23 protein-coding genes are annotated in these 24023 nt (G+C 70.9%); 12 read left to right on the forward strand and 11 right to left on the reverse strand.

Annotated elements, in window-relative coordinates; all coding sequences use genetic code 11:
* Window positions 1–214: 214 nt before the first annotated feature.
* On the reverse strand, window positions 215–733 hold the full coding sequence (locus OU415_RS24415; protein WP_270951508.1) for a GNAT family N-acetyltransferase: 519 nt from the start codon (window positions 731–733) through the stop codon (window positions 215–217).
* A 150-nt stretch (window positions 734–883) separates the two neighbouring features.
* Between OU415_RS24415 and OU415_RS24420 the strand changes: the two genes are divergently transcribed.
* Genes OU415_RS24420 through OU415_RS24430 form a run of 3 tightly spaced genes read left to right on the forward strand, consistent with a single transcriptional unit; the run spans window position 884 to window position 4797 of the window.
* The gene (locus tag OU415_RS24420) at window positions 884–1648 is read left to right on the forward strand and encodes a 3-hydroxybutyrate dehydrogenase (protein ID WP_270951509.1); all 765 of its coding nucleotides are present in this window, start codon (window positions 884–886) and stop codon (window positions 1646–1648) included.
* Between the two features lie 28 nt (window positions 1649–1676).
* On the forward strand, window positions 1677–3014 hold the full coding sequence (locus tag OU415_RS24425) for an MFS transporter (RefSeq protein WP_270951510.1): 1338 nt from the start codon (window positions 1677–1679) through the stop codon (window positions 3012–3014).
* Window positions 3015–3018: 4 nt separating this feature from the next.
* Window positions 3019–4797, forward strand: coding sequence for a helix-turn-helix domain-containing protein (locus tag OU415_RS24430; protein ID WP_270951511.1), 1779 nt, complete (start codon window positions 3019–3021; stop codon window positions 4795–4797).
* On the opposite strand, the gene OU415_RS24435 is transcribed toward OU415_RS24430, so the two are convergent.
* On the reverse strand, window positions 4794–6029 hold the full coding sequence (locus tag OU415_RS24435) for a 3-hydroxybutyrate oligomer hydrolase family protein (RefSeq protein WP_270951549.1): 1236 nt from the start codon (window positions 6027–6029) through the stop codon (window positions 4794–4796). The genes OU415_RS24430 and OU415_RS24435 overlap by 4 nt on opposite strands.
* 179 nt (window positions 6030–6208) lie before the next feature.
* On the opposite strand from OU415_RS24435, the gene OU415_RS24440 reads away from it, so the two are divergent.
* Both OU415_RS24440 and OU415_RS24445 read left to right on the forward strand, forming a co-directional pair.
* A complete protein-coding gene (locus OU415_RS24440) occupies window positions 6209–7156 on the forward strand; it encodes an extracellular catalytic domain type 1 short-chain-length polyhydroxyalkanoate depolymerase (protein WP_408641907.1) in 948 nt (315 codons plus the stop codon).
* Between the two features lie 57 nt (window positions 7157–7213).
* Window positions 7214–8029 carry an alpha/beta fold hydrolase gene (locus OU415_RS24445; RefSeq protein ID WP_270951512.1) on the forward strand — a complete coding sequence of 272 codons (816 nt, stop codon included), beginning with the start codon at window positions 7214–7216 and terminating at the stop codon, window positions 8027–8029.
* Between the two features lie 6 nt (window positions 8030–8035).
* Here OU415_RS24445 and OU415_RS24450 read toward each other — a convergent pair whose 3' ends face one another.
* The 3 genes from OU415_RS24450 to OU415_RS24460 form a co-directional block, all read right to left on the reverse strand.
* Entirely contained in the window at window positions 8036–8200 is a 165-nt protein-coding gene (locus OU415_RS24450) for a hypothetical protein (protein WP_270951513.1), read from the reverse strand.
* 102 nt (window positions 8201–8302) lie between these two features.
* Window positions 8303–9118 carry a MerR family transcriptional regulator gene (locus tag OU415_RS24455; RefSeq protein ID WP_270951514.1) on the reverse strand — a complete coding sequence of 272 codons (816 nt, stop codon included), beginning with the start codon at window positions 9116–9118 and terminating at the stop codon, window positions 8303–8305.
* 177 nt (window positions 9119–9295) lie between these two features.
* Window positions 9296–11158, reverse strand: a complete 1863-nt coding sequence (locus tag OU415_RS24460) for a M protein (protein WP_270951515.1) — start codon at window positions 11156–11158, stop codon at window positions 9296–9298.
* A gap of 265 nt (window positions 11159–11423) precedes the next feature.
* On the opposite strand from OU415_RS24460, the gene OU415_RS24465 reads away from it, so the two are divergent.
* The 3 genes from OU415_RS24465 (at window position 11424) to OU415_RS24475 (ending at window position 15099) form a co-directional block, all read left to right on the forward strand.
* Window positions 11424–11801 carry an SPW repeat protein gene (locus OU415_RS24465; RefSeq protein WP_270951516.1) on the forward strand — a complete coding sequence of 126 codons (378 nt, stop codon included), beginning with the start codon at window positions 11424–11426 and terminating at the stop codon, window positions 11799–11801.
* 115 nt (window positions 11802–11916) lie between these two features.
* Window positions 11917–12579 (forward strand): TetR/AcrR family transcriptional regulator, encoded by a 663-nt coding sequence (locus tag OU415_RS24470; RefSeq protein WP_270951517.1) that lies wholly within the window; start codon window positions 11917–11919, stop codon window positions 12577–12579.
* A 135-nt stretch (window positions 12580–12714) separates the two neighbouring features.
* A complete protein-coding gene (locus OU415_RS24475) occupies window positions 12715–15099 on the forward strand; it encodes a penicillin acylase family protein (RefSeq protein WP_333778624.1) in 2385 nt (794 codons plus the stop codon).
* A 6-nt stretch (window positions 15100–15105) separates the two neighbouring features.
* Here OU415_RS24475 and OU415_RS24480 read toward each other — a convergent pair whose 3' ends face one another.
* Window positions 15106–15570 (reverse strand): carboxymuconolactone decarboxylase family protein, encoded by a 465-nt coding sequence (locus OU415_RS24480; protein ID WP_270951518.1) that lies wholly within the window; start codon window positions 15568–15570, stop codon window positions 15106–15108.
* A 90-nt stretch (window positions 15571–15660) separates the two neighbouring features.
* Here OU415_RS24480 and OU415_RS24485 point away from each other — a divergent pair, with 90 nt between their 5' ends.
* A complete protein-coding gene (locus OU415_RS24485) occupies window positions 15661–16530 on the forward strand; it encodes a sigma-70 family RNA polymerase sigma factor (RefSeq protein WP_270951519.1) in 870 nt (289 codons plus the stop codon).
* A 4-nt stretch (window positions 16531–16534) separates the two neighbouring features.
* Here the strand turns inward: OU415_RS24485 and mce are convergent, their stop codons facing one another.
* Complete coding sequence (mce, locus tag OU415_RS24490) at window positions 16535–16981, reverse strand: methylmalonyl-CoA epimerase (RefSeq protein WP_270951520.1); 447 nt, start codon at window positions 16979–16981, stop codon at window positions 16535–16537.
* 131 nt (window positions 16982–17112) lie between these two features.
* Between mce and OU415_RS24495 the strand changes: the two genes are divergently transcribed.
* The 3 genes from OU415_RS24495 to OU415_RS24505 all read left to right on the forward strand — a co-directional run bounded on the left by OU415_RS24495 (window position 17113) and on the right by OU415_RS24505 (window position 20268).
* On the forward strand, window positions 17113–18117 hold the full coding sequence (locus tag OU415_RS24495; protein ID WP_270951521.1) for a hypothetical protein: 1005 nt from the start codon (window positions 17113–17115) through the stop codon (window positions 18115–18117).
* 120 nt (window positions 18118–18237) lie between these two features.
* Window positions 18238–19425, forward strand: coding sequence for an acetyl-CoA C-acetyltransferase (locus OU415_RS24500; RefSeq protein WP_270951522.1), 1188 nt, complete (start codon window positions 18238–18240; stop codon window positions 19423–19425).
* An 81-nt stretch (window positions 19426–19506) separates the two neighbouring features.
* Window positions 19507–20268: a hypothetical protein gene (locus OU415_RS24505; RefSeq protein ID WP_270951523.1), complete on the forward strand. Its 762-nt coding sequence runs from the start codon at window positions 19507–19509 to the stop codon at window positions 20266–20268.
* 227 nt (window positions 20269–20495) lie between these two features.
* Here OU415_RS24505 and OU415_RS24510 read toward each other — a convergent pair whose 3' ends face one another.
* The 4 genes from OU415_RS24510 to OU415_RS24525 all read right to left on the reverse strand — a co-directional run bounded on the left by OU415_RS24510 (window position 20496) and on the right by OU415_RS24525 (window position 23892).
* Window positions 20496–21815, reverse strand: coding sequence for a DNA polymerase IV (locus OU415_RS24510; protein WP_270951524.1), 1320 nt, complete (start codon window positions 21813–21815; stop codon window positions 20496–20498).
* A gap of 261 nt (window positions 21816–22076) precedes the next feature.
* Window positions 22077–22496 (reverse strand): TipAS antibiotic-recognition domain-containing protein, encoded by a 420-nt coding sequence (locus OU415_RS24515; protein ID WP_270951525.1) that lies wholly within the window; start codon window positions 22494–22496, stop codon window positions 22077–22079.
* A gap of 172 nt (window positions 22497–22668) precedes the next feature.
* Window positions 22669–22848, reverse strand: coding sequence for a hypothetical protein (locus OU415_RS24520; protein ID WP_270951526.1), 180 nt, complete (start codon window positions 22846–22848; stop codon window positions 22669–22671).
* A 66-nt stretch (window positions 22849–22914) separates the two neighbouring features.
* On the reverse strand, window positions 22915–23892 hold the full coding sequence (locus tag OU415_RS24525) for an ABC transporter substrate-binding protein (RefSeq protein WP_270951527.1): 978 nt from the start codon (window positions 23890–23892) through the stop codon (window positions 22915–22917).
* Between the last annotated feature and the right edge of the window lie 131 nt (window positions 23893–24023).

The raw sequence follows: 24023 nt of genomic DNA on the forward strand, positions 1-24023 counted from the left end.
AAGCGGTCGAACAGCTCCCGGGCCTGCTCGGGTGATCGGCGCGACCAGTCGTCGTAGGGGTGGGCCTCCGGAGCGGAGTGCACCGCGATGAAGGCTTCGGCGTCGGCGGGTTCGGGGCGGCGCAGCACCAGTCGCCGGGTGCGGATCTCCTCGGGCTCGACCACGCTGGGGACGGTAACCGCTGAACCTGTCGTCGAGCAGCTGGTTTTCGGGTTCAGCGCGAGTGGTCCAGCAGGTAGACGACCTCGGGCCGACCGTCGCGTTCGCGGTGCTCCTCGAACTTGAAGCCGAGCTTCTCGGCGATCCGGATCGACGCCCTGTTCTCGGAACCCGTCACGATCCGGACGGGGTGCTCGGGGCGGTGTCGACGTGCCCAGTCGATCGCTGCTGCGGCCATTTCGGGGGCGTAACCGTTGCCCCAGGCGGTGGGGAAGAAGCGGTAGTAGAGGTTGAGCACGGGGTCGCCGTCACCGTCCCAGTGCTGGAGCCCGCCGAAGCCGATCACCTCACCGGTCTCGGCGAGCCGGATCGTCCAGTAGCCGATGCCGTTCTCGTCCCACTTCTCGCCGAACGAATCGAGCTGTTGGCGGGCATCTTCGGGGGAGCGTCGCAGCCAGCTGTCGTGCGGGTAGGCCTCCGGGGTGTTGTGCAGGGCGATGAACGGCTCGGCGTCGGCGGGTTCGGGGCGGCGCAGCAGCAGTCGCCGGGTGCGGATTTCTTCTGGCTCGACCACGCCGCGAACGGTAGTCGCCCACCCCGTCAGCGAGCAGCCGATTTTCGGCGCGGGCGGCAGAAGAGTGGCGAATGGGACCATGGTCCTGCTCGATCTTGTGGTGGAGGAACACGTACCCCAGCGGTGGGCTGCGGCTTAACGTCCTACGGCATGAGTGACAACGGGCACGTCGGGACGCTGGGCGGGCGGGTGGCCCTGGTGACCGGCGCGGGCAGCGGGATCGGGCGGGCGTGCGCCCGCGCGCTCGCTGCGGACGGCGCGGAGGTGCACGTCGTCGACCTCGACCGGACCTCCGCCGAGCGAGTCGCCGTAGAGGTCGGCGGCCGGGCGCACGTGGCGGACCTCGCCGATCCGGCGGCGGTGGACGCGCTGCCCGCGGAGGTCGACGTCCTGGTCAACAACGCCGGTTTCCAGCACGTCGCCGCGCTGCCGGAGTTCCCGCTGGACACCTTCATCCGCATGCAGCAGGTGATGGTGACCGCCCCGTTCCAGTTGGTGCGCAACGCTTTGCCGCACATGTACGGCCGGGGCTGGGGGCGCGTCGTGCACGTCTCCAGCGTGCACGGGCTGCGCGCCAGCCCGTTCAAAGCCGGTTACGTGACCGCGAAGCACGCGCTCGAAGGTCTGTCCAAAGTGGTCGCACTGGAGGGCGCGGAGCACGGCGTGACGAGCAACTGCGTCAACCCCGGCTACGTCGACACCCCGCTGGTGCGCGCGCAGATCGCCGATCAGGCCGCCGCGCACGGGATCGCCGAGTCCGAGGTGGTCGAGGACGTGCTGCTGCGCCGGGCAGCGCTCAAGGAACTGATCGATCCGGCGCAGGTCGCCGAGCTGGTGCGCTGGCTCTGCGGAGACCACGCGGCACATCTGACCGGTGTTTCCCTCCCGATGGACGGCGGCTGGACCGCCGCCTGAACCGGCCTGACACAAAGGAGTGTTCGCCTTGGCCAGCAACAGATCCGGCAACGCGCGGGGCGGCTCGATCGCGCGGGTCGTCGGCGCGAGCCTGATCGGCACCACCGTCGAGTGGTACGACTTCTTCCTCTACGGCTCGGCCGCCGCGTTGGTGTTCAACCAGCTGTTCTTCCCCGAGGCCGATCCGCTCACCGGCACGCTGCTGGCGTTCACCACGTATGCGATCGGGTTCCTGGCCCGGCCGCTGGGCGGGTTGGTGTTCGGCCACTTCGGCGACCGGGTGGGGCGCAAGAAGCTGCTGGTGGTGAGCCTGCTGATGATGGGCGGCGCCACCTGCGCGATGGGCCTGCTGCCCACCTACGCCGCGGTGGGCGCGCTCGCGCCGGTGCTGCTCACGCTGCTGCGCCTGGTGCAGGGCTTCGCGCTCGGCGGCGAGTGGGGCGGCGCGGTGCTGATCGTGTCCGAGCACGGCGAGGACCGCCGCCGCGGGTTGTGGGCGTCATGGCCGCAGTGCGGTGCGCCGGGTGGCAACCTGCTGGCCACCGCGGTGCTCGCGGTGCTGGCGGCGACGCAGTCCGACGAGGCGTTCCTGGCGTGGGGCTGGCGGGTCCCGTTCCTGCTGTCCGGCGTGCTAGTGGTGATCGGCTTGTGGATCCGGCTCGCGGTCAGCGAATCGCCGGTCTTCCTCGAAGCGCAGCGCAAGGCCGAGCAGCGCAGCGAGCACGTGCCGGTGGTGGCGGTGTTCCGGGAGCACTGGCGCGAGGTGCTGATCACCATCGGCTCGCGGATGGCCGAGAACGTCTCCTACTACGTGCTCACCGCGTTCATCCTGGTCTACGTGACCGGCCCGCTGGACATGCCGAAGTCGGTCGGGCTCAACGCGGTGCTGATCGGTTCCGCGCTGCACTTCGCGACGATCCCGCTGTGGGGTGCGCTGTCGGACCGGGTGGGCCGCAAGCCGGTGTACCTGTTCGGCGCGGTGTCGATGGGCGTGTGGGGCTTCGCGTACTTCGCGCTGCTGGACACCGGATCGCCGTGGGTGATCACGCTGGCCACCACCACCGGTCTGCTGCTGCACGGCGCGATGTACGGGCCGCAGGCGGCGTTCTTCGCCGAGCAGTTCGCCACCCGGGTCCGCTACACCGGGCTCTCCGTCGGCGGGCAGCTGTCGTCGATCGCGGCGGGCGCGTTGGCGCCGATCATCGCGGTGGCGCTGCTGCAGCACTTCGGCAGCACCGTGGCGGTGTCGGTCTACCTGCTGGCGATGTGCGTGCTGACGGTGGCGGCGGTGCTGGTGGCGCGGGAGACCGCGGGAACTTCGCTGCACGACGAAGCCCCGCAACAGCAGCCCGCGGTGCCAAGATGAGCGGGTGAACGACGACGTGGTCCGGCTGCTCGAACTGCTCGCCGACGGGGCGGGCGGCGAGCAGCTGGCGCACGTCGCGGTCGAGAACCCGCAGCTGAGCCGGGCGAGCGCGCTGGCGCTGCGGATCCACAGCACGCTCACCGCGCACCGCCGCCGCGAGGCCGAGCTCAGCGCGCTGTTCGACACCGCGAGCGACCTGGCCGGGCTGCGCGACACCGATGCGGTGCTGCGGTCGATCGTGCGCCGGGCCCGCACCCTGCTCGGCGTGGACGTCTCCTACCTGAGCCTCAACGACGAGGTCGCCGGGCGCACCTACATGCGGGTCACCGACGGTTCGGTGTCGGCGCTGTTCCAGAAGGTGACGCTCGGGATGGGGGAGGGCTTGGGCGGACTGGTCGCGCAGGCCGCCCAGCCGTACGCGACCCGCGACTACTTCGGCGACGAGCGGTACCGGCACACCTGGCCGATCGACTCGGCGGTCCGCGACGAGGGGCTGACGGCGATCCTGGGCGTGCCGCTGGCGCTCGGGGACCAGGTCATCGGCGTGCTCTACGCCTCGGATCGCACGCCCCGCGAGTTCACCCCGGACGAGATCGCGCTGCTGTCCTCGCTGGCCGACCACGCCGCGATCGCGCTGGACAACGCCCGGTTGCTGGAGGAGATCAGCGAGCAGAGCGCCGCGCTGCGCCGGGCGGAGGAAGCGCACGACCGGCTCATGGACCTCGCGCTGCGAGGTGCCGATGTGCCGGAAGTGGCGGCTGCGGTGGCGGACGTGCTGCACGGCGGGATCAGCGTGTTCGACGCCGACGGCGCCGAGCTGACCAGCGATCCGGTGGCCCCGGTGCCGCCGCCGGCGGCGATCGCGGCCTCGCGCGCGAGCGGACGCGCCATGTCCACATCGGACGGATGGGTGTGCGCGGTGCAGGCCGGTCCGGAACTGCTCGGAAGTCTCGTGCTGTCCGGCCGCGGCGATCTGGTGGACGCCGATCGTCGGCTCTTCGAGCGGGCTGCCGTGGTCACGGCGTTGTTGTTGATGCTGCGGCGTTCGGTCGCCAAGGCCGAGGACGAAGTGCGCGGTGAGCTGCTGACCGACCTGCTCACCGCGCCTGAGCGCAACCCGGGGGCGTTGCTGGCACGCGCTGAGCGGCTGGGGTTGGACCTGGCCGAGCCGCATGCCGTGCTGATCGCGCATGCTGAGCGCGTGCCGCGCACTCGGCTGGCGGTGGCTGCCGGTCGATGCGCCGCGCTCGCCGGGATCCACGCGGAGGAAGTCGTCTTCCTGGTCCCGGCCACCGATGCCGGATCGCTCGCGGCGCGCATCGCCGAGACCCTGCGGTCCGCAGTGGACAGTCCGGTCACCGTCGGAGCCTCCGGCCCTGCGCACGGGCCCCGGGAGATCGCGGCGGCGCACGCCGAAGCCGCCCGCTGCCTGCGGGCGCTGCTCGCGCTCGGCCGGGTCGGCGAGGGTGCGTCGATGGACGGACTGGGGTTTCTGGGCGTGCTGCTCGGCGAGCAGACCGACTTGCCCGGCTTCGTGCGGCGGACGATCGGCCCGGTGCTCGACTACGACGCCCGCCGGGGCACCGAGCTCCTCGCCACGCTGAACGCCTACTTCGAGTCCGGCGCGAACCTCACCCGCGCCAAGGACGTCCTCCACGTGCACGTCAACACCGTCGTGCAGCGCCTCGACCGCATCGGCTCCCTGCTCGGCGCGGACTGGCAGACCCCGGACCGAGCGCTGGAGATCCAGCTCGCCCTGCGCGTGCGCACCTTGCAGGGCTAGCCGCGTGCGCGCAGCCAGGACTGCAGTTCGTCGAACGCGTCGCGGAAGTGCGGGGCGAGCGGTTCGAGCCCGGGGAACTGGTCGACGAGGCCGTCGGTGTGGTTGCCGTTCTCGATGCGGTGGTACCGGTGCAGGTCACCGCGGCCGCTGGCGGCCACCATCCCGGCGTAGACGTCGGAGCTGCGGCTGATCGGCAGCAGGGTGTCGAGGGTTCCGTGCAGGCTGATCAGCGGTTTGCCGATGCGGCCGGTCAGGGCGACCCGCTCCACCGCGCGGTGCACTTCGGCGGGCCGCGCGGCGTAGTCGTAGTCGGCGTCGCAGTCCGGGGTTCCGGTGCGGCAGAAGGGGATTCCGGCCTGGCGGTCCCCGTCGAAACCCGGGTCGAACTCCTCGCGGTAGATCCGCTGCGTCAGGTCCCAGTAAACGCGGTGGTGGTAGTCCCACAGGAACTGCGATCCCGGTGCGAAACCCGCTGCCAGAACTGCGCTTTCATCACCTGCGGGGTAGGCGCGCAGTGCCGGCGGCAGGAACGTCAGGAGGTTGTCGCGCTGGGTCCACAGCGCACCCTCCCAGTCGACTCCGCCGTCGTAGAGCCACGGCCGGTTCTCCAGCTGCCAGCGCACCAGGTAGCCGCCGTTGGACAGCCCGGCGGCGATGGTCTGAGTCGGCGGTCGGCCGTAGTGGCGCCACGCCGCGAGCTTGGCGGCCACGGTCAGCTCGGTGACCCGGTCGTTCCACTCGACCACGGCGTCGCCCGGCCGGTCGCCGTCGGTGAAGAACTCCGCGCCGGTGTTGCCCTTGTCGGTGGCGGCGAAGGCGTAGCCTGCGGCCAGCGCGTGGTCGGCGATCGCCCGGTCGTTGGCGTACTGCCTGCGGTTTCCCGGACTTCCCGAGACGACCAGACCGCCGTTCCAGCGCTGCGGCAGGCGCAGCACGAACTGGGCGTCGTGGTTCCAGCCGTGGTTCTGGTTGGTCGTCGAGGTGTCCGGGAAGTAGCCGTCGACCTGCCGGCCCGGCACCGGACCCGGCGCGGGCAGGTCAGCGGAGGTCAGGCCCGCCCAGTCGGCCTGCACCGTGTGCCCGGAGGCGAGCGTGCCGGTGGTGGTCAGGTCGTCGAGGCAGGCCGATTCCTGGTGCGCCGCACCGGGAACCCGCACTTCGGGGCCGCAGCGCTGAGCGGCGGACGCGGTCGGGACGAGCAACGTGCCGGTGAGCAGTCCGGCGGCCAGCAGCGTGATTCCCCTGCGCACGGGCGACCTCCTCGGTTCCGCTTCGTGACGGTAGAGCCGCGGCCGGAGCTCGGACATGTGGACCTAGCACACAAAAGCACGCCCGGGAGTAGTGCTGTCCACTGTGGAAGGCCCACTCGACCTGGCTCTAGCGTGGTTCGGACCACGAGGAGGTGGTTCGCGTGCGGATTCTGTCCCTGATCGCGGCGGTGCTGCTGGCGGCGGTCATCTCGGCCCCGACGGCTTCGGCGGCCGAACTCCGGGAAGTGACCGGGTTCGGCACCAATCCCGGCGCGTTGCGCATGTTCGAGTACGTCCCCGACGGGATGCCGGAAGGACGCCCGGTGGTCGTCGCGATGCACGGCTGCACCCAGGACGCGGCGGGCTACGGCACCGGCGCGGGCTGGGTGGAGATGGCGGACCGCGCGAAGTTCACGCTCGTGCTGCCGCAGCAGGAGCAGGCCAACAACGCCAACCGGTGCTTCAACTGGTTCGAGCCCGGCGACATCGCGCGGGGCAGCGGCGAGGCCGAGTCGATCTCGCAGATGGTCCAGCGCGCCGTCGACGACACCGGGGCGGACCCGTCGCGGGTCTACGTCACCGGCCTGTCGGCGGGCGGGGCGATGACTGCCGTGATGCTCGCCGCCTACCCGGAAAAGTTCGCCGGCGGCGGTGTCGTGGCCGGGGTGCCCTTCGGCTGCGCCACGTCCGCGATCGATGCGTTCACCTGCATGAACCCCGGCAAGGACCGGACGCCCCAGCAGTGGGGCGACGCGGTGCGCGGCGCGAGCTCGCACCAGGGACCGTGGCCGACGCTGAGCATCTGGCACGGCACCGCGGACTCCACCGTGGCACCGGCGAACCAGCGCGAACTGGTCGAGCAGTGGACGAACGTGCACGGCATCCCGGCCACGCCGACCTCCACCGACACCATCGCGGGCTACCCGCGCGAGCGCTACGCCGACAGCTCCGGGCGCACCCTGGTCGAAACCGTCTCGATCACCGGCATGGGCCACGGCCAGCCGATCGACCCGGGCACCGCCGACGGGCAGTGCGGGCAGGCCGGCGCCTACCTGCTCGACGTCGACGTCTGCGCCGCCTGGCACCTCGGCGAGTCGTGGGGCCTGTAGGCGAAACGCGGCCGCCGCTGCGCCGCGTCGGTGGTGCTCGTGCGGCACGATGGGGCGGTGCACTTCATCGAATCGGGCGTCGGGACACCGCTGGTGCTGCTGCACGCGTTCCCGGCGGACGCGCGGATGTGGAACCCGGCTCGCGCCAGGTTGGAGGAGCAGGCGCGGGTGATCACCCCGGACCAGCGAGGACTGGGGGAGAGCCCGCTGGACGGCTCGTGGGCGCGGAGCTTGGCCGAGCCGAGCGACAGCAACTGGGCGGCCCAGCACCCGAGCATCGACACCGCAGCCGCCGACGTCCTCGAACTGCTCGACCGGCTGGAGCTGCCGGAGGTCGTGCTGGGCGGCTGTTCGATGGGCGGTTACGTCGCGATGGGCGTGCTGAGGGCCGCGCCGGAGCGCGTCGCCGGGCTGCTGCTGGTCGACACGAAAGCAGTCGCCGACAACGACGAGCAGCGCACCAACCGCCTCAACGCCGCGGATCGCGCGGAGCGCGAAGGCACGAGCGGCTGGCTGGCCGACGGCACGCTGCCCAACGTGCTCGGCCGCACTACGCACGAGCAGCGCCCCGAGGTGCGCGAGCACGTCCGGGAGTTGATCGAAGCGCAGCCGCCGGAGGGCGTTGCTTGGGCGCAGCGCGCGATGGCGAGCCGTCCGGACAGCACGGATGCGCTGCGGGCCTTCGCCGGTCCTGCGCTGGTGATCGTGGGCGAGGAGGATCCCCTCACGCCCCCGGAACAGGCCCGCGAACTCGCGGACGTGCTCCCGGAAGGTGAGCTCGTGACGTTGCCCGGTGCAGGTCACCTGCCGCCGGTCGAGGCACCGGAGGAGTTCGCCGACGTCGTGCGACCGTGGCTGGCCCGGTTCGCCTGACCCGCGCTAATCGTCGTCCTTGGCGGGCAGGTGCGAGTCGTGCTCGTCCCGCTTCGAATCGGTCCGCCGCAGCTCGTCGGCCATCTCGCTCGGCAGCACGAAGTAGTTCCCCGCCGGCCGCCTGGCTCGGGCGGTGGCGTCATCACCGGTCGGCAAGTCCTGGTCCACCATCGACGTGATCCTTTCCCGTCAGGTGCAGTGCCCGCCCCCTCCGGGAGTAGAGAGAGCGGGCCGCAGGACCGATGACGCGCATCCATCCGACCGGGAAAAACGTCAGGCGATGGGCGTCTGGATCTCGGTCACCATCCCGGCCGGATCCTCCGGGCAGGCCAGGGTGACCTCGCGCTCCGCACCGCCCGGCTGGTGCCCGGCGGCCTCCATCCACTGCGCCAACGCCTGGTAGGTGGGCAGGCAGTCGTCCATCGAACCGCGGTGCACGATCGTCGCCGCCCGCTCCACCGCGGGCAGGTCCACCACGTCGAACTCGAACGCCGGATCCGGCTCGGCGTTGACCGGCATCCCGGCGTGCACGACCACGGTGTCGGCGTCCTCGCCGTCCGTGTAGTAGCCGGTCGCCGGGCCGACCGGCGTCACCCCGGCGCGCTCCAGACCTGCGCACAGCTCGTCGTAGAGCCCCTGGATGACCGGGCCGATCGACTGCGGATCCATGTTCCGCGCGGTGCCGGACAGCTCGGCGAGCCGCACCGCGGGCAGGGACTTGATGATCACGTCTTCGGTGGGCATGGTTCCCTCTGCTTCGATGATCTGGAGCCGCGCCCGAACACGGGTCAACCGGGCGGTGTCCGCCTCGATCTGGTTCTGCAGTTCGGCCTGCCGCAGCGCGAGCATGCCGCGCAGCTGCTCGGCGCTGAACTCCTCGTCGAGGATCTGCTGCACCTGCTGCAGGGTGAACCCGAGCTCCTTCAACGCGACGAGCCGGTTGAGCCGGGCGAGCTGCGCCGCGTGGTAGGCCCGGTGGCCGGTCGACCGGTTGACGTGCGCGGGCTGCAGCAGCCCGATGGCGTCGTAGTGCCGCAACATCCGGACCGACACCCGCCCGTGCCTGGCGAAATCTCCAATGCTGAACATGACATCCCCGGTCTACGACCTGACACGGTGTCAGGTGCAAGCACCTGCTCGTAGGCGGCGAGGCTGTGTCGAACAGTGCCCAGGACCGATCCGCACATCGCTTGGTCGGGTGACGTGATCCGCAATTTCCATTGAAATCGAACGTCCGATTTCAATGGAAATTGCGGACCGGACGGGTCAGCGGCGCTGCTGGCTCGTGGTCTGCGAGCGCTGGCCGTTCTTCTCCGGCACCGGCAGCTGGATCCGGCGGGTCGGCTCGTCGTGCGAACCGTGCTGGGCCTTGGCGGTCTGGCTGTTCTGGCTCTGACCGGTCTGGCTGTTCTGGTTCTGGCCGCCGGACTGGTTGGCCTGGCCGGACTGGCCGCCGCGGGCCACGTCGCGGTGGATCTGCTCCGTCGGGCCGTCGTCGACGGCTCCGCCGCCGCCCGACGGCATGTCGCCCTTCGGCTGCGCCAGCTTCGCAGGCTTCGCCTCGGTCGGCTGCTCCGCCTTCGCCTCCGGCTTCGGCTTCGCTGCCGCGGCCTGCGCCTGCTTCGCGGGCTCGGCCGGCTTGGTTCCGTCGGCTTGCGGCGACTTCGTCGCCTCGGCCTTCTCGGTGTCCTTCGCCGGCTTCGCCGCTTCGGCCTTCGGCGTGACGCGGCTGTCCTGGGCGAGGGCTTCTTCGGCGTCCTTGCGGGCTTGTTCGCGGGCTTCGGCCGCGGCCACGCGGAGCTTGTCCTCTTCGGCGTCTTCCTGGTCGAGGCGTTCGAGGAGGGGCGTGGTCTGGCCGAGCATTTCGGCGACGTCGCGGAGCTTGCTGGCGACCGCTTCGCGGAGCTGGGTCAGCGAGTGGACGTGCTCGTCGGCCTTGGCGAGGCGGCGCTGGACCTCTTCGGTGGTCGAGCTGAGGCGGATGCGGGCGTCTTCGCGGGCCGTGGTGACCAGGCGCTTGCTCTCGCGGGTGGCCTCGTCGATGAGTCGGGTGGCCTCTTCGGTGCACTCGCGGACCATGCGCTCGGACTTCGCGGTCGCTTCGGTGACGAGCCGCTCGGCTTCCTGCTTGGACTCCCGCAGTCGCTTCTCCGCGGCTTCCTTGCTCTCGCGCTCGCGCTTGTTGGCCGCTTCGGTGGACTCGCGTTCGAGCTTGTTGGCGGCTTCGGTGGACTCGCGCTTCAGCTTCTCGGCGGCCGCCGTGCTCTCGCGCTTCAGCTTCTCCGCCGCTTCGACGGATTCGCGCTCGCGCTTGTTCGCGGCTTCGGTGGACTCGCGGGTGAGCTTCTCGGCCTTGGCCGTCGCGTCGCTGACCAGGCGGTTGGCCTGGTCGGTGGCTTCGCGGACCCGGCGGTGGGCCTCGTTGGTGCCTTCGCGCAGGCGGCGGTTGGCCTCGTCGGTGGCTTCCCGGACGCGGCGCTCGGCTTCGGACTTGCTGTTGGCCTCCTGCTCGGCCAGGGTGCGCATCGATTCGCTGCGGCGCGCGGCCATCGCGATCTCGAAGTCCTCTTCGACCTGCGTGCGGCGGGCCTCGGACTCCTTGTCGGCGCGCTTGCGGTTCTCCTCGGCTTCCCGGGTGATCCGCTCCGCTTCGGCCTTGGCGCGGTCCATCAGCGTGCGGTGCTCGGTCTCCATCTCGGAGCGCCGGCTGTCCACTTCGGAGATCAACCGCTCGTAGCGGGTGCGCAGGTTGTTGGCCTCGGCTTCGGAGCGCGCGCGGATCTGGGCCGCGTCGTTCTCGGCGCGGCCGCGGATCTCGTTGGCCTCGTCCTGGGCCAGCCGCAGCATCCGCTGCAGGCGCTCGCTGAGGCCTTCCAGGGTCGTCGGCGGCTTGGCCAGCCGGTCCACCTGGCCGCGCAGGTTCTCGATCTCGGAGCGGGCCGACTCCAGCTGCTTGGACAGGTCGTTGGCCTGGGAGACGGCGGCGTCGCGATCCGCGCTCAGGATGCGGATGTCGGCGTCGAGGCGCTCCAGGTGCTCATCGACCTGGGCGCGGTCGTAGCCGTTCTTTCGAACGAGGTCGAAACCCGATCCAAGGGGTAGCAAGTCGCGGTCGTCGGCAAGGCCCATGGGGACCAAGTTACCTGGAAGGCAGCGTTGTTGTGGGAGGTGTGGCGCGGATCGGCCGGATTTTCCGAGCCGATCGGATCACTCCTGCGCCCGGCGCGTTGCGCAACCCCCAACCCCCGCAACCGAAACCGGCGAACGCCGATCCGGGCAGTGACGAACCGGACAAACCGAGAACCGGTGGAAGACTCTTGACCGGCTGGCCAACCAAGCGTGCAATGGAGTTGTTCGTCGGAGTTCTCAGCGGAGTTCTGCGGAGGTGATCGACGTGGCCGAGAGCGGTTCGACTGCGAAGCCCTGGGTTCGTTGGCAGGACTGGGTCGGGGTGGTCCTCGGCGCCTACCTGATCATCGGGACCCTCTGGACGCCGACCAGCGGGTCGGCGCTGTCCGCGATGATCGTGCTGGGTGCGCTGCTGGTGATCGCCAGCGTGTGGTCGCTGGCCATGCCAGGGTCGATGACCAGCGAGTACTCCCACATGCTGATCGGGGTGCTGCTGTTCATCTCGCCGTGGGTCCTCGGGTACACCGCGCACATGGGTGCCTCGTGGACTTCGTGGATCGTCGGTGTGCTGGCGGTGATCGCCGGGGCGGCCGCGCTGCCGGAGGCCAACGCCGCGCACCGCGGAATCGCCGGTCAGCACTGACGGCGCTCTGGCCGCGCGCGGCGCGGCCACTCACGGGTACGGCGTGCGCGCGGCCTGGCGGTAACGTCCGGGCCGCGCGCTTTCTCCGGTGCGCAGGCGGCGGGAGGTCGGGTTCATGGCGCAAGCACCGGGCGGTCGCCCCTCCGGGGCCCCTTCGGACTCCGGTCGATCGGGAGAGGGCGGTCGACCGGGAGAGGGCGGTTCATCCGCGCGGGAGCGGATCCTCGAGGCGGCCGGTGAGCTGTTCGCCGAGCACGGCTTCGAGGCCACGCCGACCTCGCGGATCGCCGAGCGCGCCGAGGTGCCCAAGGGCCTCATCCACTACTACTTCCGCCGCAAGCAGGACCTGCTGACCGCGCTGGTCGACCAGCTGCCCGACGATCCGGTGGTCTCGGACCGGGTCGCGGTGCGCGGTGACGTCGCGGGCAGCCTGCGGCGGCTGGTGCGCGAGCTGGACGCCCGGTTGGAGGCGTCGCCGCTGCTCAGCCACCTGCTGTGGCGGGAGGCGGACACCCACGCCGCGGTCCGGGAGGCGTTGCAGCAGCGGTTCCGGCACGTCGTGGAGCAGATCCGCGGGGTGATCGAGCTGGCGCTGCCGCCGGGGCCGGCGAGCTGCGACGTCGACACCGCCGCGCTGCTGCTGGCGCGGGTGGTCAACCACCGGCACTCGGTGGCCCGGCACGGTGCGCGCGACGACGAGCTGGACCGCGAGATCGGTTTCATCGCGAAGGCCCTCGAGCTCGGCGTCGGCAAGCCCCGCAAGGTCAAGCCCGCCTGAATCGGTGCGGGGTCCAGTCCGCGGGAACTCCGCCCGAATCGTCCTGAGTCACACACATCTGAAAGCTCTTCGGTCTTGTGAAAAGCGATTGCTCGCACAAGGATCTCCGGCAGCGGTTCGGCACGGGAGGTCGTGGTGGGCAATGGTCGGTTGCGGTTCTCCCGAAGACAAGGGCTGGTGGCCGCGGGGGTCGGGATCGCGGGGGTCGGTGTGATGGCGGGTGCCACGGCGGATGCGGCGCAGAACCACGAGGAATACCCGGTGCGGGGGCTGCGGGCCCCGGTGGAGGTGATCGAGGACCGCTACGGCGTCCCGCACATCTACGCCCGAAACGAGGACGACCTGTTCTTCGCGCAGGGCTTCAACGCCGCCCGCGAGCGGCTGTTCCAGATCGACCTGTGGCGGCGGCGCGGACTCGGCAGGCTCGCCGAAGTGCTCGGCCCCACCTACGTGAAGCAGGACCGCGCGACCCGGCTGTTCCTGTACCGGGGCGACATGGACGCGGAGTGGGCGCGCTACTCGCCCGACGCGCAGCACATCGCGACCCGGTTCACCGACGGGATCAACGCCTACCTCGACTGGCTCGACGCCAATCCCGAGCACCTGCCGCCCGAGTTCGACAAGCTCGGCTACGGCCCGGCGCGCTGGGATCCGGCGGACGTGGTGCGCATCCGCAGCCACGGCCTGACCCGCAACCTGACCAGCGAGGTCGAGCGCGCCAGGGTCGCTTGCGCCGCCGGGCTGGACGCCGACGAGATCAGGCAGGGCCTGCAACCGGACCACCGGGTGGAGGTGCCCGACGGCTTCGACCCGTGCGCGGTGCCCGGCGACGTGCTCAAGGTCTTCGACCTGGCCACCCGGGGTGTGGAGTTCTCCGAGGGGTGGGTCCGCAAGTCGGCCCGCGACGCGGCCGCCGAGGGCAGCAACAACTGGGTGGTCAGCGGTGAGCGCACCGCCACCGGGCGCCCGATCCTGGCCAACGATCCGCACCGCTCCTACTCCGCGCCGTCGCTGCGCTACCTGGCGCACCTGTCCGCGCCCGGGCTGGACGTGATCGGTGCGGGGGAGCCGGCGCTGCCGGGGATCTCCATCGGGCACAACGGAACCGTCGCCTTCGGCCTGACGATCTTCCCGGTGGACCAGGAGGACCTGTACGTCTACCAGCTGGATCCGGCCGATCACCGCCGCTACCGGTACCGGGACGGCTGGGAGTCGATGACGGTGCTCAGCGAGCAGGTCGAGGTGCGCGGCGGTGCGGCGCAGACCGTCGAGCTGGTCTTCACCCGGCACGGCCCGGTGATCCACGTCGACGAGGAGCGCAACCTCGCCTACGCGGTGCGCACCGCGTGGCTCTCGCCCGGGATGTCGCCGTACTTCGGCAGCATCGCCTACATGCGGGCCCGCAACTTCGACGAGTTCACCCGGGCCATGCGCAACTGGGGTGCGCCGACGGAGAACCAGGTCTACGCCGACGTGGACGGCAACATCGGTTGGGTGCCGGGCGGTTTGGCGCCCAAGCGGGTCGGTTTCGACGGCCTGCTGCCGGTTCCCGGCGACGGCCGCTTCGAGTGGGACGGCTTCTACTCGGGCGACGACCTGCCGCGCCAGCTGAACCCGGCGGCGGGGTTCATCGCCACCGCCAACCAGTTCAACCTGCCGTCGGAGTACCAGGGGTTGGGGCTCGGCTACGAGTGGACCAACCCGTTCCGGCACCAGCGGATCACCGAGGTGCTGTCCCAGCAGCGCAGGCACACCGTCGCCGATTCGCAGGAGCTGCAGAACGACCAGCTGTCCATCCCGGCCCGCCGCCTGCTCGCGCTGCTGTCCGATGTGGACAGCGGCGAGGCCGACCTGCGCCGGGCGCTGCGGATGCTGCGCCGCTGGGACGCGGTGGAATCGGCGGATTCGGGTGCCGCGGCGTTGTTCGAGGTGTGGTTGTCCAAGCACCTCGGGCCGGGGTTCGTGGCGGCCGCGGTGCCGAAGGCGGCCAAGATCATCGACGACCCCGACACCCTGGTGCTGCTCGGCGAGCTGGAGAAACCGGGCCGGTGGTTGCCGAACGCGGCGGCTCGCGACCGCCTGCTGCTGGACACGCTGCGCTCGGCCTACGCGGAGGTGCGCGAGCTGCTGGGGAGGGCCGACCCGACGTGGGAGTGGGGGAACCTGCAGCAGAGCTACTTCCAGCACCCGGCGTCGGCGGCGTTCTGCGAGGGCGAGCGGTCCCACTACGACGTCGGCCCGCTGCCGCGGGGCGGCTCCCCGGACACGGTCAACCAGTCGGCCTACCGGTTCAGCGACTTCCGGCAGACCGCGGGCCCGTCGTTCCGGATGGTCCTGGACGTCGGCGACTGGGACTCGTCGGTGGCGGTGAACACCCCGGGCCAGTCCGGGAACCCGGGCGACCCGCACTACCGCGACCTCGCCGAAGCGTGGCAGAACGGGGAGTACTTCCCCCTCGCCTACAGCCGCGCCGCGGTGGAACGCATCGCCGAACGCCGGATGCTGCTGCTGCCCGCGTGAGCAGGCTCAACCCCAGCTGGGCCGGTCAGCGCGCTCCCGGATCGGGACGTTGATGCGGTTGAACAGGTTGAGCGTGCCGATCATCAGCAGGACGGCGGAGATCTGCTGCTCGTCGTAGTGCTCGGTCACCTCCGCCCACAGCTCGTCCGGGACCGCCTCGTCGGAGCGGTCGGCGAGCCGCGTGACGGCCTCGGCCAGCTCCAGCGCGACGCGTTCGGCGTCGGTGAAGAACGGCGCCTCCCGCCACGCGGCCAAGGTGACCAGCCGCTCGTCGGTCTCCCCGGCGTTCCGGGCCTCGCGCAGGTGGCCGACCAGGCAGGGCGCGCAGCCGTTGAGCTGGCTGACCCGCAGGCCGATCAGCTCCAGCGTCCGCTTCGGCACCCCACCGGAGTTCGTCGCCTTGAGCAGGTGCTGGATGCCGGTCATCGCATCGGGCAGGATCATCGCGGGGTTCTGCATGCGCGGCTGCACGTCGCCTCCAGGGGATTCGGGCGCCGGTGTCACACCGGCCCGGTTCCATCGGTCATGGGGGTGACCCCGGGCGACGGAGGAATGTGACCGATGGACGCGGAAATCCTGGCCGAGCAGTTCGACACCCACCGGGCGCGGCTGCGGGCCGTGGCCTACCGGATGCTCGGCTCGCTGAGCGAGGCCGACGACGCGGTGCAGGAAGCGTGGCTGCGGCTCAGCAGGTCGGGCGGTGATGGGATCGACAACCTCGGCGGCTGGTTGACCACGGTCGTCGGCAGGGTGTGCCTGAACATGCTCCGCTCCCGCGCCACCCGCCGCGAGGAGCCGCTGGACCCCCACCTGCCGGACCCGGTGGTGAGCAGCGTCGACGCCGTCGACCCCGAGCAGGAGGCGCTGCTCGCGGATTCGGTGGGCCTGGCGCTGCTGGTGGTGCTGGAAACCCTGGCCCCGGCGGAACGGCTCGCGTTCGTGCTGCACGACCTGTTCGCGCTGCCCTTCGACGAGATCGCGCCGATCGTCGGCCGCACCTCGACCGCGACCCGCCAGCTCGCCAGCCGCGCTCGCCGCCGGGTCCAGGGCGCACCGTCACCCGACCCGGATCTGGGGCGGCAGCGGGAGGTCGTGGACGCCTTCCTCGCTGCTGCGCGCGGCGGCGACCTGGAGGGGCTGCTCGCGGTCCTCGCCCCGGACGTGGTGGTGCGCAGCGACTTCGGCCCGTTGCGCCCGGGGATCGTGCGGCGCGGTCCGGAGGCGGTGGCCCAGGGCGCGACGACCTTCGCCGGCATCGCCGAGGCGGTCGAGCCGGTGCTGGTCAACGGCGCCGCCGGGGCGGTGGCGATCGTCGGCGGTCAGGTGATCTCGCTCGCGGCGTTCACGGTCGTGGGCGGCAAGGTCGTCGCGCTGGACATCCTCGCCGACCCCGACCGGCTGAACGGGTTGGACCTGTCCTTCCTCGACTGAGTCCTCAGTGGACTTCGGCGGGCTCCACGAGCTCGACGAGGACACCGCCGGCGTCCTTGGGGTGCACGAAGTTGATCCGGCTGTTCGCGGTGCCGCGGCGCGGTTCTTCGTAGAGCAGGCGCAGGCCCTTGGCGCGCAGCGCGGACATCGCGGCCTCCACATCGGTCACCCGGAACGCGAGCTGCTGCAGGCCGGGGCCGCTGCGGTCCAGGAACTTCGCGATCGCCGAGTCCTCGCGCAGCGGGGCGAGCAGCTGCAGCTGCGTCGCGCCCGTCGCGTCGCCGGGGGCGCGCAGCATCGCCTCGTGCACGCCCTGCTCCTCGTTGACCTCGGAGTGGGTGACTTCCAGGCCGAAGGTGTCCCGGTGGAAGGCGATCGCCGCCTCCAGGTCCGCAACCGCGATGCCCACGTGGTCGACCGCGGTGACCAGACCGTTGAGTTCCGCTCGCATGCCCGCAGCCTAACCGTGCCCCGATCGTGGGAAAAGCGTGGAAAACGCTAGATCGAATTGCCCCGATGGGCGGAGTCGGGTGACCTTGCTCCAGCACGAGCATGTGGCTAATTCACGTAGGAGGGGCGCACATGGCGAAGAAGCAACGTGGACCGGGCCGCAGGAGTGCAGTGCTGCTGGCGTCGATGGGACTGGTGCTGGGACTGGGCGTGCCGGCCCTGGCCGCCGGCGGCGACGGGGTTCCGAGCGGCGGTGGCGGCGAGAACCGGGCGGCCGACGACCTGCTCCGGGAGCGGGCCTGGGTCAAGGCCGGGCCGCTGAAGTTCGGGGCCGAACCCTACGACGCGGTGCACTCGGCCGCCGGCGACGCGGCGGGCAAGGCCGACTGCAGCATCAGCACGGCGGACGCCACCAACCTCGTGCTGTCCACTACCTGGCCGGAGGTCTCCGGCTCCGGGGACTCGCCGTCGCCGATGACGATGTCCCGCTACGACGACCAAACCGCCCTCGCCGACCCCGAGCAGCGCTCCGAAGGGCTGTTCTTCAACCCCGGCGTCGGTATCTGGCAGCTCGACTCGGCCGGTCTCGGCGCGGACGAAACGGCGGCGACCGCCATCGATTCGGTCACCGCGGCCGGGAAGATGGCGCCGTACATGGTCGGCAAGTACTGCTCCGCGATCAACGCGGGCTCCAGCGCAGCTCAAGCGCGCGCCACCGCGTGGCAGGACTGGCACGCCTGCGACCAGGGCGCCTGCGAGCAGATCTACGAGCGGCTGAAGGCCGACGGCGTCACCAAGGACGCCACCGTCACCCGCTACGGCGGAGCCGAGAAGCGCAGCTGCACCTTCGAAGGCACCGAGTACGACTGCCTGTACGTCGACCCGAGCGCGGCCCAGGGCGAGGACGCCTGGACCTCACCGGACTTCGGCCCCGCGCCGGTCCCGGACCCGTTCTACGTCTTCACCTACACCAAGTCCGGCAAGGACTACGAGGTCCGCTACTGGCTCAAGGGCGACTCCGGTGCGAAGACCGACGTCTCGGCCTCCCGCGAACTCGGCGTCAACGCCCGCGCGAAGCTGTACTGGGCGGCCGAATCCGGGCTCTGCGACACGACCACCGGCTCCGGCAACTGCTGAGCGTATGGCAGTCGTCACAGGCGGCACCGGGTGTCATCGCGGGTATGGTCCCCGTGGTGCTCGCCGGGCCATGATGGTGCTGGCGGCGCGACGAGGCGTGGCGAAGACCGGGAGGTAGTCGTGGGCAGTTCGGTGATCGTGGCAGGTGCGCGGACCCCGATGGGGCGACTCCTCGGGTCGCTCAAGGATTTCTCCGGTGCCCAGCTCGGCGGGTTCGCGATCAAGGCCGCGCTGGAGCGCGCCGGGGTCCGGCCCGACCAGGTCGAGTACACGATCATGGGCCAGGTGCTGACCGCAGGCGCCGGGCAGATCCCCGCGCGGCAGGCCGCGGTCGCCGCCGGGATCCCGATGGACGTGCCCGCGCTGACCATCAACAAGGTGTGCCTGTCCGGGCTGGACGCGGTCGCGCTGGCCGACCAGCTGATCCGCGCCGGTGAGTTCGACGTCGTGGTGGCCGGTGGTCAGGAGTCGATGACCCAGGCGCCGCACCTGCTCACCGGGTCGCGCGAGGGCTTCAAGTACGGCGACGTCAACATGCTCGACCACATGGCCCACGACGGCCTGTTCTGCGCGTTCGACCAGGTCGCGATGGGTGTTTCCACCGAGAAGCACAACGCCCGGCACGGTGTGACCCGCGAGGACCAGGACGCGTTCTCCGCCCGCTCGCACCAGCTGGCCGCCGCGGCCGCCGAGAAGGGGATCTTCGCCGAGGAGATCGTCCCGGTGGAGGTGCCGCGCCGGAAGGGCGACCCGGTGGTCGTCGACACCGACGAGGGCGTCCGCCCCGGCACCACCGCGGAGTCCCTGGCCAAGCTGCGCCCGGCGTTCGCCTCCGACGGCACCATCACCGCAGGCTCCGCCTCGCAGATCTCCGACGGTGCGGCCGCGGTCGTGGTGATGAGCAAGGCGAAGGCCGAGGAGCTGGGCCTGGAGTGGATCGCCGAGATCGGCGCGCACGGCGTCGTCGCCGGTCCGGACGCCAGCCTGCACGAGCAGCCGTCCAACGCGATCAAGGCCGCCTGCGCCAAGGACGGCATCGAGGCGACCGACCTGGACCTGGTGGAGATCAACGAGGCCTTCGCCGCCGTGGGCCTGGTGTCCACGCGCGCGCTGGGCATCGACGAGGACAAGGTCAACGTCAACGGCGGCGCGATCGCGCTCGGCCACCCGATCGGCATGTCCGGTGCGCGGCTCGCGCTGCACCTGGCGCTGGAGCTCAAGCGGCGCGGCGGCGGAGTCGGCGCGGCCGCGCTCTGCGGCGGTGGCGGCCAGGGCGACGCGCTGATCATCCGAGTTCCGAGCGCCTGACCCTGATTTCGCCCCGGGGCCGACCCTGAAATCGGACGATTTTCAAGATCGATTTGGTCGGCCGCGGCTACCCTGGACGGCATGAAGTGGCTTCCAGGTGGATGGGATCGCGCTGACCGGGGCAACGACCAGGAGCGGCAGACGGTGCCCGCTCGCCCGCTCGGCGAGCGGGGCACCGCCCGCTACACCTCGGAGCGCGACGTGATGCAGGAACCGGCGACGCGCATCCAGCCGGGTGGCGGGCACCGCCCCGTCGTCCTCAGCGCCGACGCGCGCGACGTCGACGTCAGCGCCAGCAGCTTCAAGGCGCTGGCCATCGGCGGCGGGATCAGCGGTCTGTGCACGGTGCTGATCGCGGCCACGCTGGTCAACAAGGGCAACAGCCTCGGCCTGTGGTTCTGGCAGCTGGTGTTCGGCGTGCTCTTCCTGTGGTTCATCTCCGCGTCCCGCGGCATGTTCAACGGCCGCGGCTTCCTGATCGACCGCAGCGGCTTCTACGCGCGCACCTCCGGCGAGGTCTGCGGCGTGGCGTGGGACGAGATCAAGGCCATCGGCATCGGCACGCTGCCGTGGGTCCAGAACCGCCGCCCGATCGCCCCCGAGCGCCGCCGCGCGCTGGAGTTCTACCCGACCGACCCGGGCTTCCCCGCACGTCACCCGGAGCTGGAGCGCTGGCGGATCACCGAGCCCGCGTCGATGCCCGGCCTGCCGGGCGAGCGCTACCGGTTCCACCTGCCGCCGTTCAGCCGCCTGCCGAAGGCGCTGGAAGGCGCGGTCCAGGACGTCGCCCCGCAGAAGTGGGTCGGCCAGTACCGCCGAGAACAGCCCAAGCCGCAGGACTGAGTTCCTGTCTGAAGCTCTCGTTTTGTGTGGCGGTGCGGGTGGCGGAACCTCAGCGCCCGCCTGGTCTCCGGGTGCCCGACTTTATGTATGCCAATACACGGCAGTCGGGCCGTCCTCGCCAGGCGAACGCTGAGAACCCGCGGCGGTGCAAGCTTCGAGGGTGGGCTATTCGCCTGGCGGCGAATCCAAGCAAAAGATCAAAAACCAGGATTAAAGGCGGGCTCGGATCACCAGCCGAGGCTGTCCAGCGGATCTGCTGCGGTGAGCTGCGGGTCGTCGATGGCGAAGGTGCGGGCCACCCCGCGCCCGGTGGCGGCGGTCTCGAATCGCACCGTGACCCGGCCGTGCCCGGCGCCCTGCACCCAGCCGTGCCCGTGCTCGGCGTGCACCAGGTCGTCGCCTGCCCGCCACTGCCGGACCTCCGGCTCCGGGGTGGGCCGGGCGACCGGTTGCGGTGCCGGTTCGGTGGGTTCGGCCTGGTCAGCGGGGTTGTCGAAGAGCGGCTCCTGCTCGGAGGTCGCCAGCCCGGAGTAGGACACCCCGACCAGCCGCACCGGCGTCCCGGGCGGGACCGCGATGGGCAGCAGCCGCCGCGCGGCGGCGGACAGCGCGCCGAAATCGCTGGTCGCCGAGGTGAAGGTCTCGGCCCGGTTGATCGTGGTGAAGTCGGAGTCGCGCACCTTGATCGTCACCGTGCGCGCCGCCCGCCCCGAGGACACCAGACGGCGGTGCGCCGACTCGGCCACCCCGAGCACTTCTGAGAGCAGCTCGGCGCGATCGGTGATGTCGACGTCGAACGTGGTCTCCGCGCTGACCTGCTTGGCCTCGGCCCGCTCGGCCACCGGGCGCTCGTCGATGCCGTGCGCGAGCCGGTGCAGCTCGGTGCCGTGCGCCTGCCCCAGCAGCGAGATCGCGTCGTTGAGGTGCAGATCGGCCAGCTCGCCGATGGTGTGCACGCCGATGCGGTGCAGCTTGGACTCGGTCACCGGCCCGATGCCCCACATCTTGCGCACCGGCAGCGCCGACAGCAGCTCCAACTGCTCCTCGGCGGGCACCACCAGCATCCCGTCCGGTTTGGCCAGGTCAGAACCGATCTTGGCGAGCTGCTTGCCAGGCCCGGCACCGATCGAGGCGGTCACCCCGACCTCGCGCTGCACCCGCGCGCGCAGCTGGGTGGCGAAGTGCTCGACGCGTTCGGTCGGCGCGCCGGCCAGCTCGCTCGGTTCCAGGAACGCCTCGTCCACCGACACCTGCTCGACGACGTCGGAGACCTCCCGCACGATGCCCAGCACCCGCTTGCTCACCGCCTGGTAGACCTGGAACCGCGGCGGCAGCACCACGGCGACGGGGCAGCGGCGGCGCGCCTCGGCCATCGGCATCGCCGAACGAGCGCCGTACTCGCGGGCCTCGTAGCTGGCCCCGGCCACGGTGCCGCGCGGTCCGGCGCCGCCGACCAGCACCGGACGGCCCTTCACGGTGGGGCGGGTCAGCTGCTCCACGGATGCGAAGAACGCATCCATGTCCATGTGCAGCACCCACCTCCGCATGACGACCATTCAACGGGATCGCCCTGACAGCGGCTGATGCAGCCTGACGCCATGTTTCTTGTCGTTGTCTTTGATGCGCCGTAGGCGCATAGCCCACCCTCGGCGCTTGCGCCGCCGCGGGTTCTCAGCGTTCGCCTGGCGAGGACGGCCCGGCTGCCGTGTATTGGCATACATAAAGTCGGGCACCCGGAGTCCAGGCGGGCGCTGAGGTTCCGCTACCCGCACCGCCACGCAAAACGAGAGCTTCAGACAGGAACTTGGTCAGCGCAGGTTGGCCCAGGCGTAGGTGATCATCGCCTCGCGCAAGTAGTCGGCCATGCCCTTGGGCTTGCGGCGCTCGATGCGGCGGCGGAACTTCGGCTGGTTCACGTACAGCTCCGCCAGCCGCAGGTAGGAGGCGCGGTCCGGGGTCCAGAAGTTGCGGATCCAGCGGCAGTGCTCGCCGACGACCTGCTGGGTGCGGGGATCGTTGCTGGGCACGCCGGTGGCGAACAGCTCGGCGATGCTGGAGCTGATCCGCTGCCAGTCCTGGCCGATCCGCCGCGCGATCTCCTGCCGCTGCTGGGGGGAGAGGGGGCCGTTGACGCCCGCGGGCGTCATGTTCCCGATCAGAGCCGTGCCGTCCTCGACGGCTTCGGCCTCCTCCAGACCGGGGCTCCCAAACACGTTGTTCGGCTGCACGGCGTCCCTTCCTCCAACTCCCCGCGCGGGTACGGCGCACTCCGATAGAGCACAGGCAGTGATCACCGCTGCACGATTTCGCTAACGATGTTCATCTGCCCGTGGCACATTAACGGAGCCTTTCGGGCACCGCGCGTGATTGGGGAGAACCGCTACCAGCCTGTGACGCCGATCAACTCCGCTGGTCGGAGTCCTCGGGATCGTCGGGTTCCGGCCGCGCGGGCGGCGCGAGGAACACCACACCCTTGTCGAGGTCCAGCGGTCCGCCGGGGTCGTGCCCCTTCGCGATGCCGGTCTCGTCGCCCTCGTGCTTCAACTTGCGCCCGGGAAGGAGTTCGCCGTAGGAGGCCATGCCCCCACGGTAGCCGCGCACCACCCGCCCCGGCCTGCGAAATCCGGGGCCGGTGGTGCGCGCGGATCAGCAGTGCGACTTGTAGAAGTGCTGCGCCTGCTGGTCCATGTCCTCGCGGGTGATGGCGATCATCTCGGTCTTGGTCTCGCGCTCGACCTGCTGGCCCTTGATCGCCGCGATCGCCCGCTTGACGCCCTCCTGGCCGATCTTGGCCGGGTCCTGGGCGATGAGCGCCTGGACGCGGCCGTTGCGCAGGTCGTCGACCTGCTTGGGGCTGGCGTCGAAGCCGACCAGCTGGACCTGGCCGGACTTGCCGGCGTTGGACAGCGCGGTCGCCGCGCCCTCACCGGTGTTGAGGTTGGTGCCGAACACGCCCACCAGGTCCGGGTTCGCGGCCAGCGTCGAGGACACGATCTGGGCGGCGGTCGCCGGTTCGTTCTCGGTGTACTGGGTGGGCAGCAGCTTCAGGTTCGGGTGCTTGGCGATCTCCTCCTCGAAGCCCTTGGCGCGCTCGTCGGTGGTGGAGGTGCCCGCCTTGGTGTTCAGCGCCAGCACCGAACCGGGCTTGTCGCCGACCAGCCGGGCCAGGGTCTGCGCGGCGAGCTGGCCGCCCGCGTAGTTGTCGGAGGACAGCGAGGTGACCGCGATGGAGCGGTCGTCGAGCGCGGTGTCGACCTCGACGACCTGGATGCCGTTGCTCTTGGCCTGCTGCAGCGGCGCGGCCAGCGCCTTGTCGTCGGTCGGGGCGATGATCACCGCACCGGGCTTGCTGCTGACGATGCCGCCCAGGATCTGCGACTGCTCGGCCTGCTCGAACTTCTCCGGGGCCTGCGTGTTGAGCCGGTAGCCGGCCTTGGTGGCTTCATCTTTGGCCGCGCACTCGATCGAGACGTAGAACGGTTCGCCGCGCATCCCGGTGATCAGCGCGAGGTTCTTGTTGTTCGGGTCGGTCTGGCCGCCGCCGGTGTCACCGATCTGGCCGGACCCGCAGCCCGCCAGCAGCAGTGCCGCACCCACCGCGAGCACCGTCTTGCACGTTCTCATCCGAAATCACCCTCCACACGCCGTTGTGCCGGTTTGGTCGGAAGAACTCCTCGATGACCGTCTTTGATTCGCCGTCAGGCGAATAGCCCACCCTCGGCGTTTGCGCCGCCGCGGGTTCTCAGCGTTCGCCT

The organism is Saccharopolyspora oryzae (assembly GCF_027853915.1).
In the GTDB taxonomy this organism is placed as follows: Bacteria; Actinomycetota; Actinomycetes; order Mycobacteriales; family Pseudonocardiaceae; genus Saccharopolyspora; species Saccharopolyspora oryzae.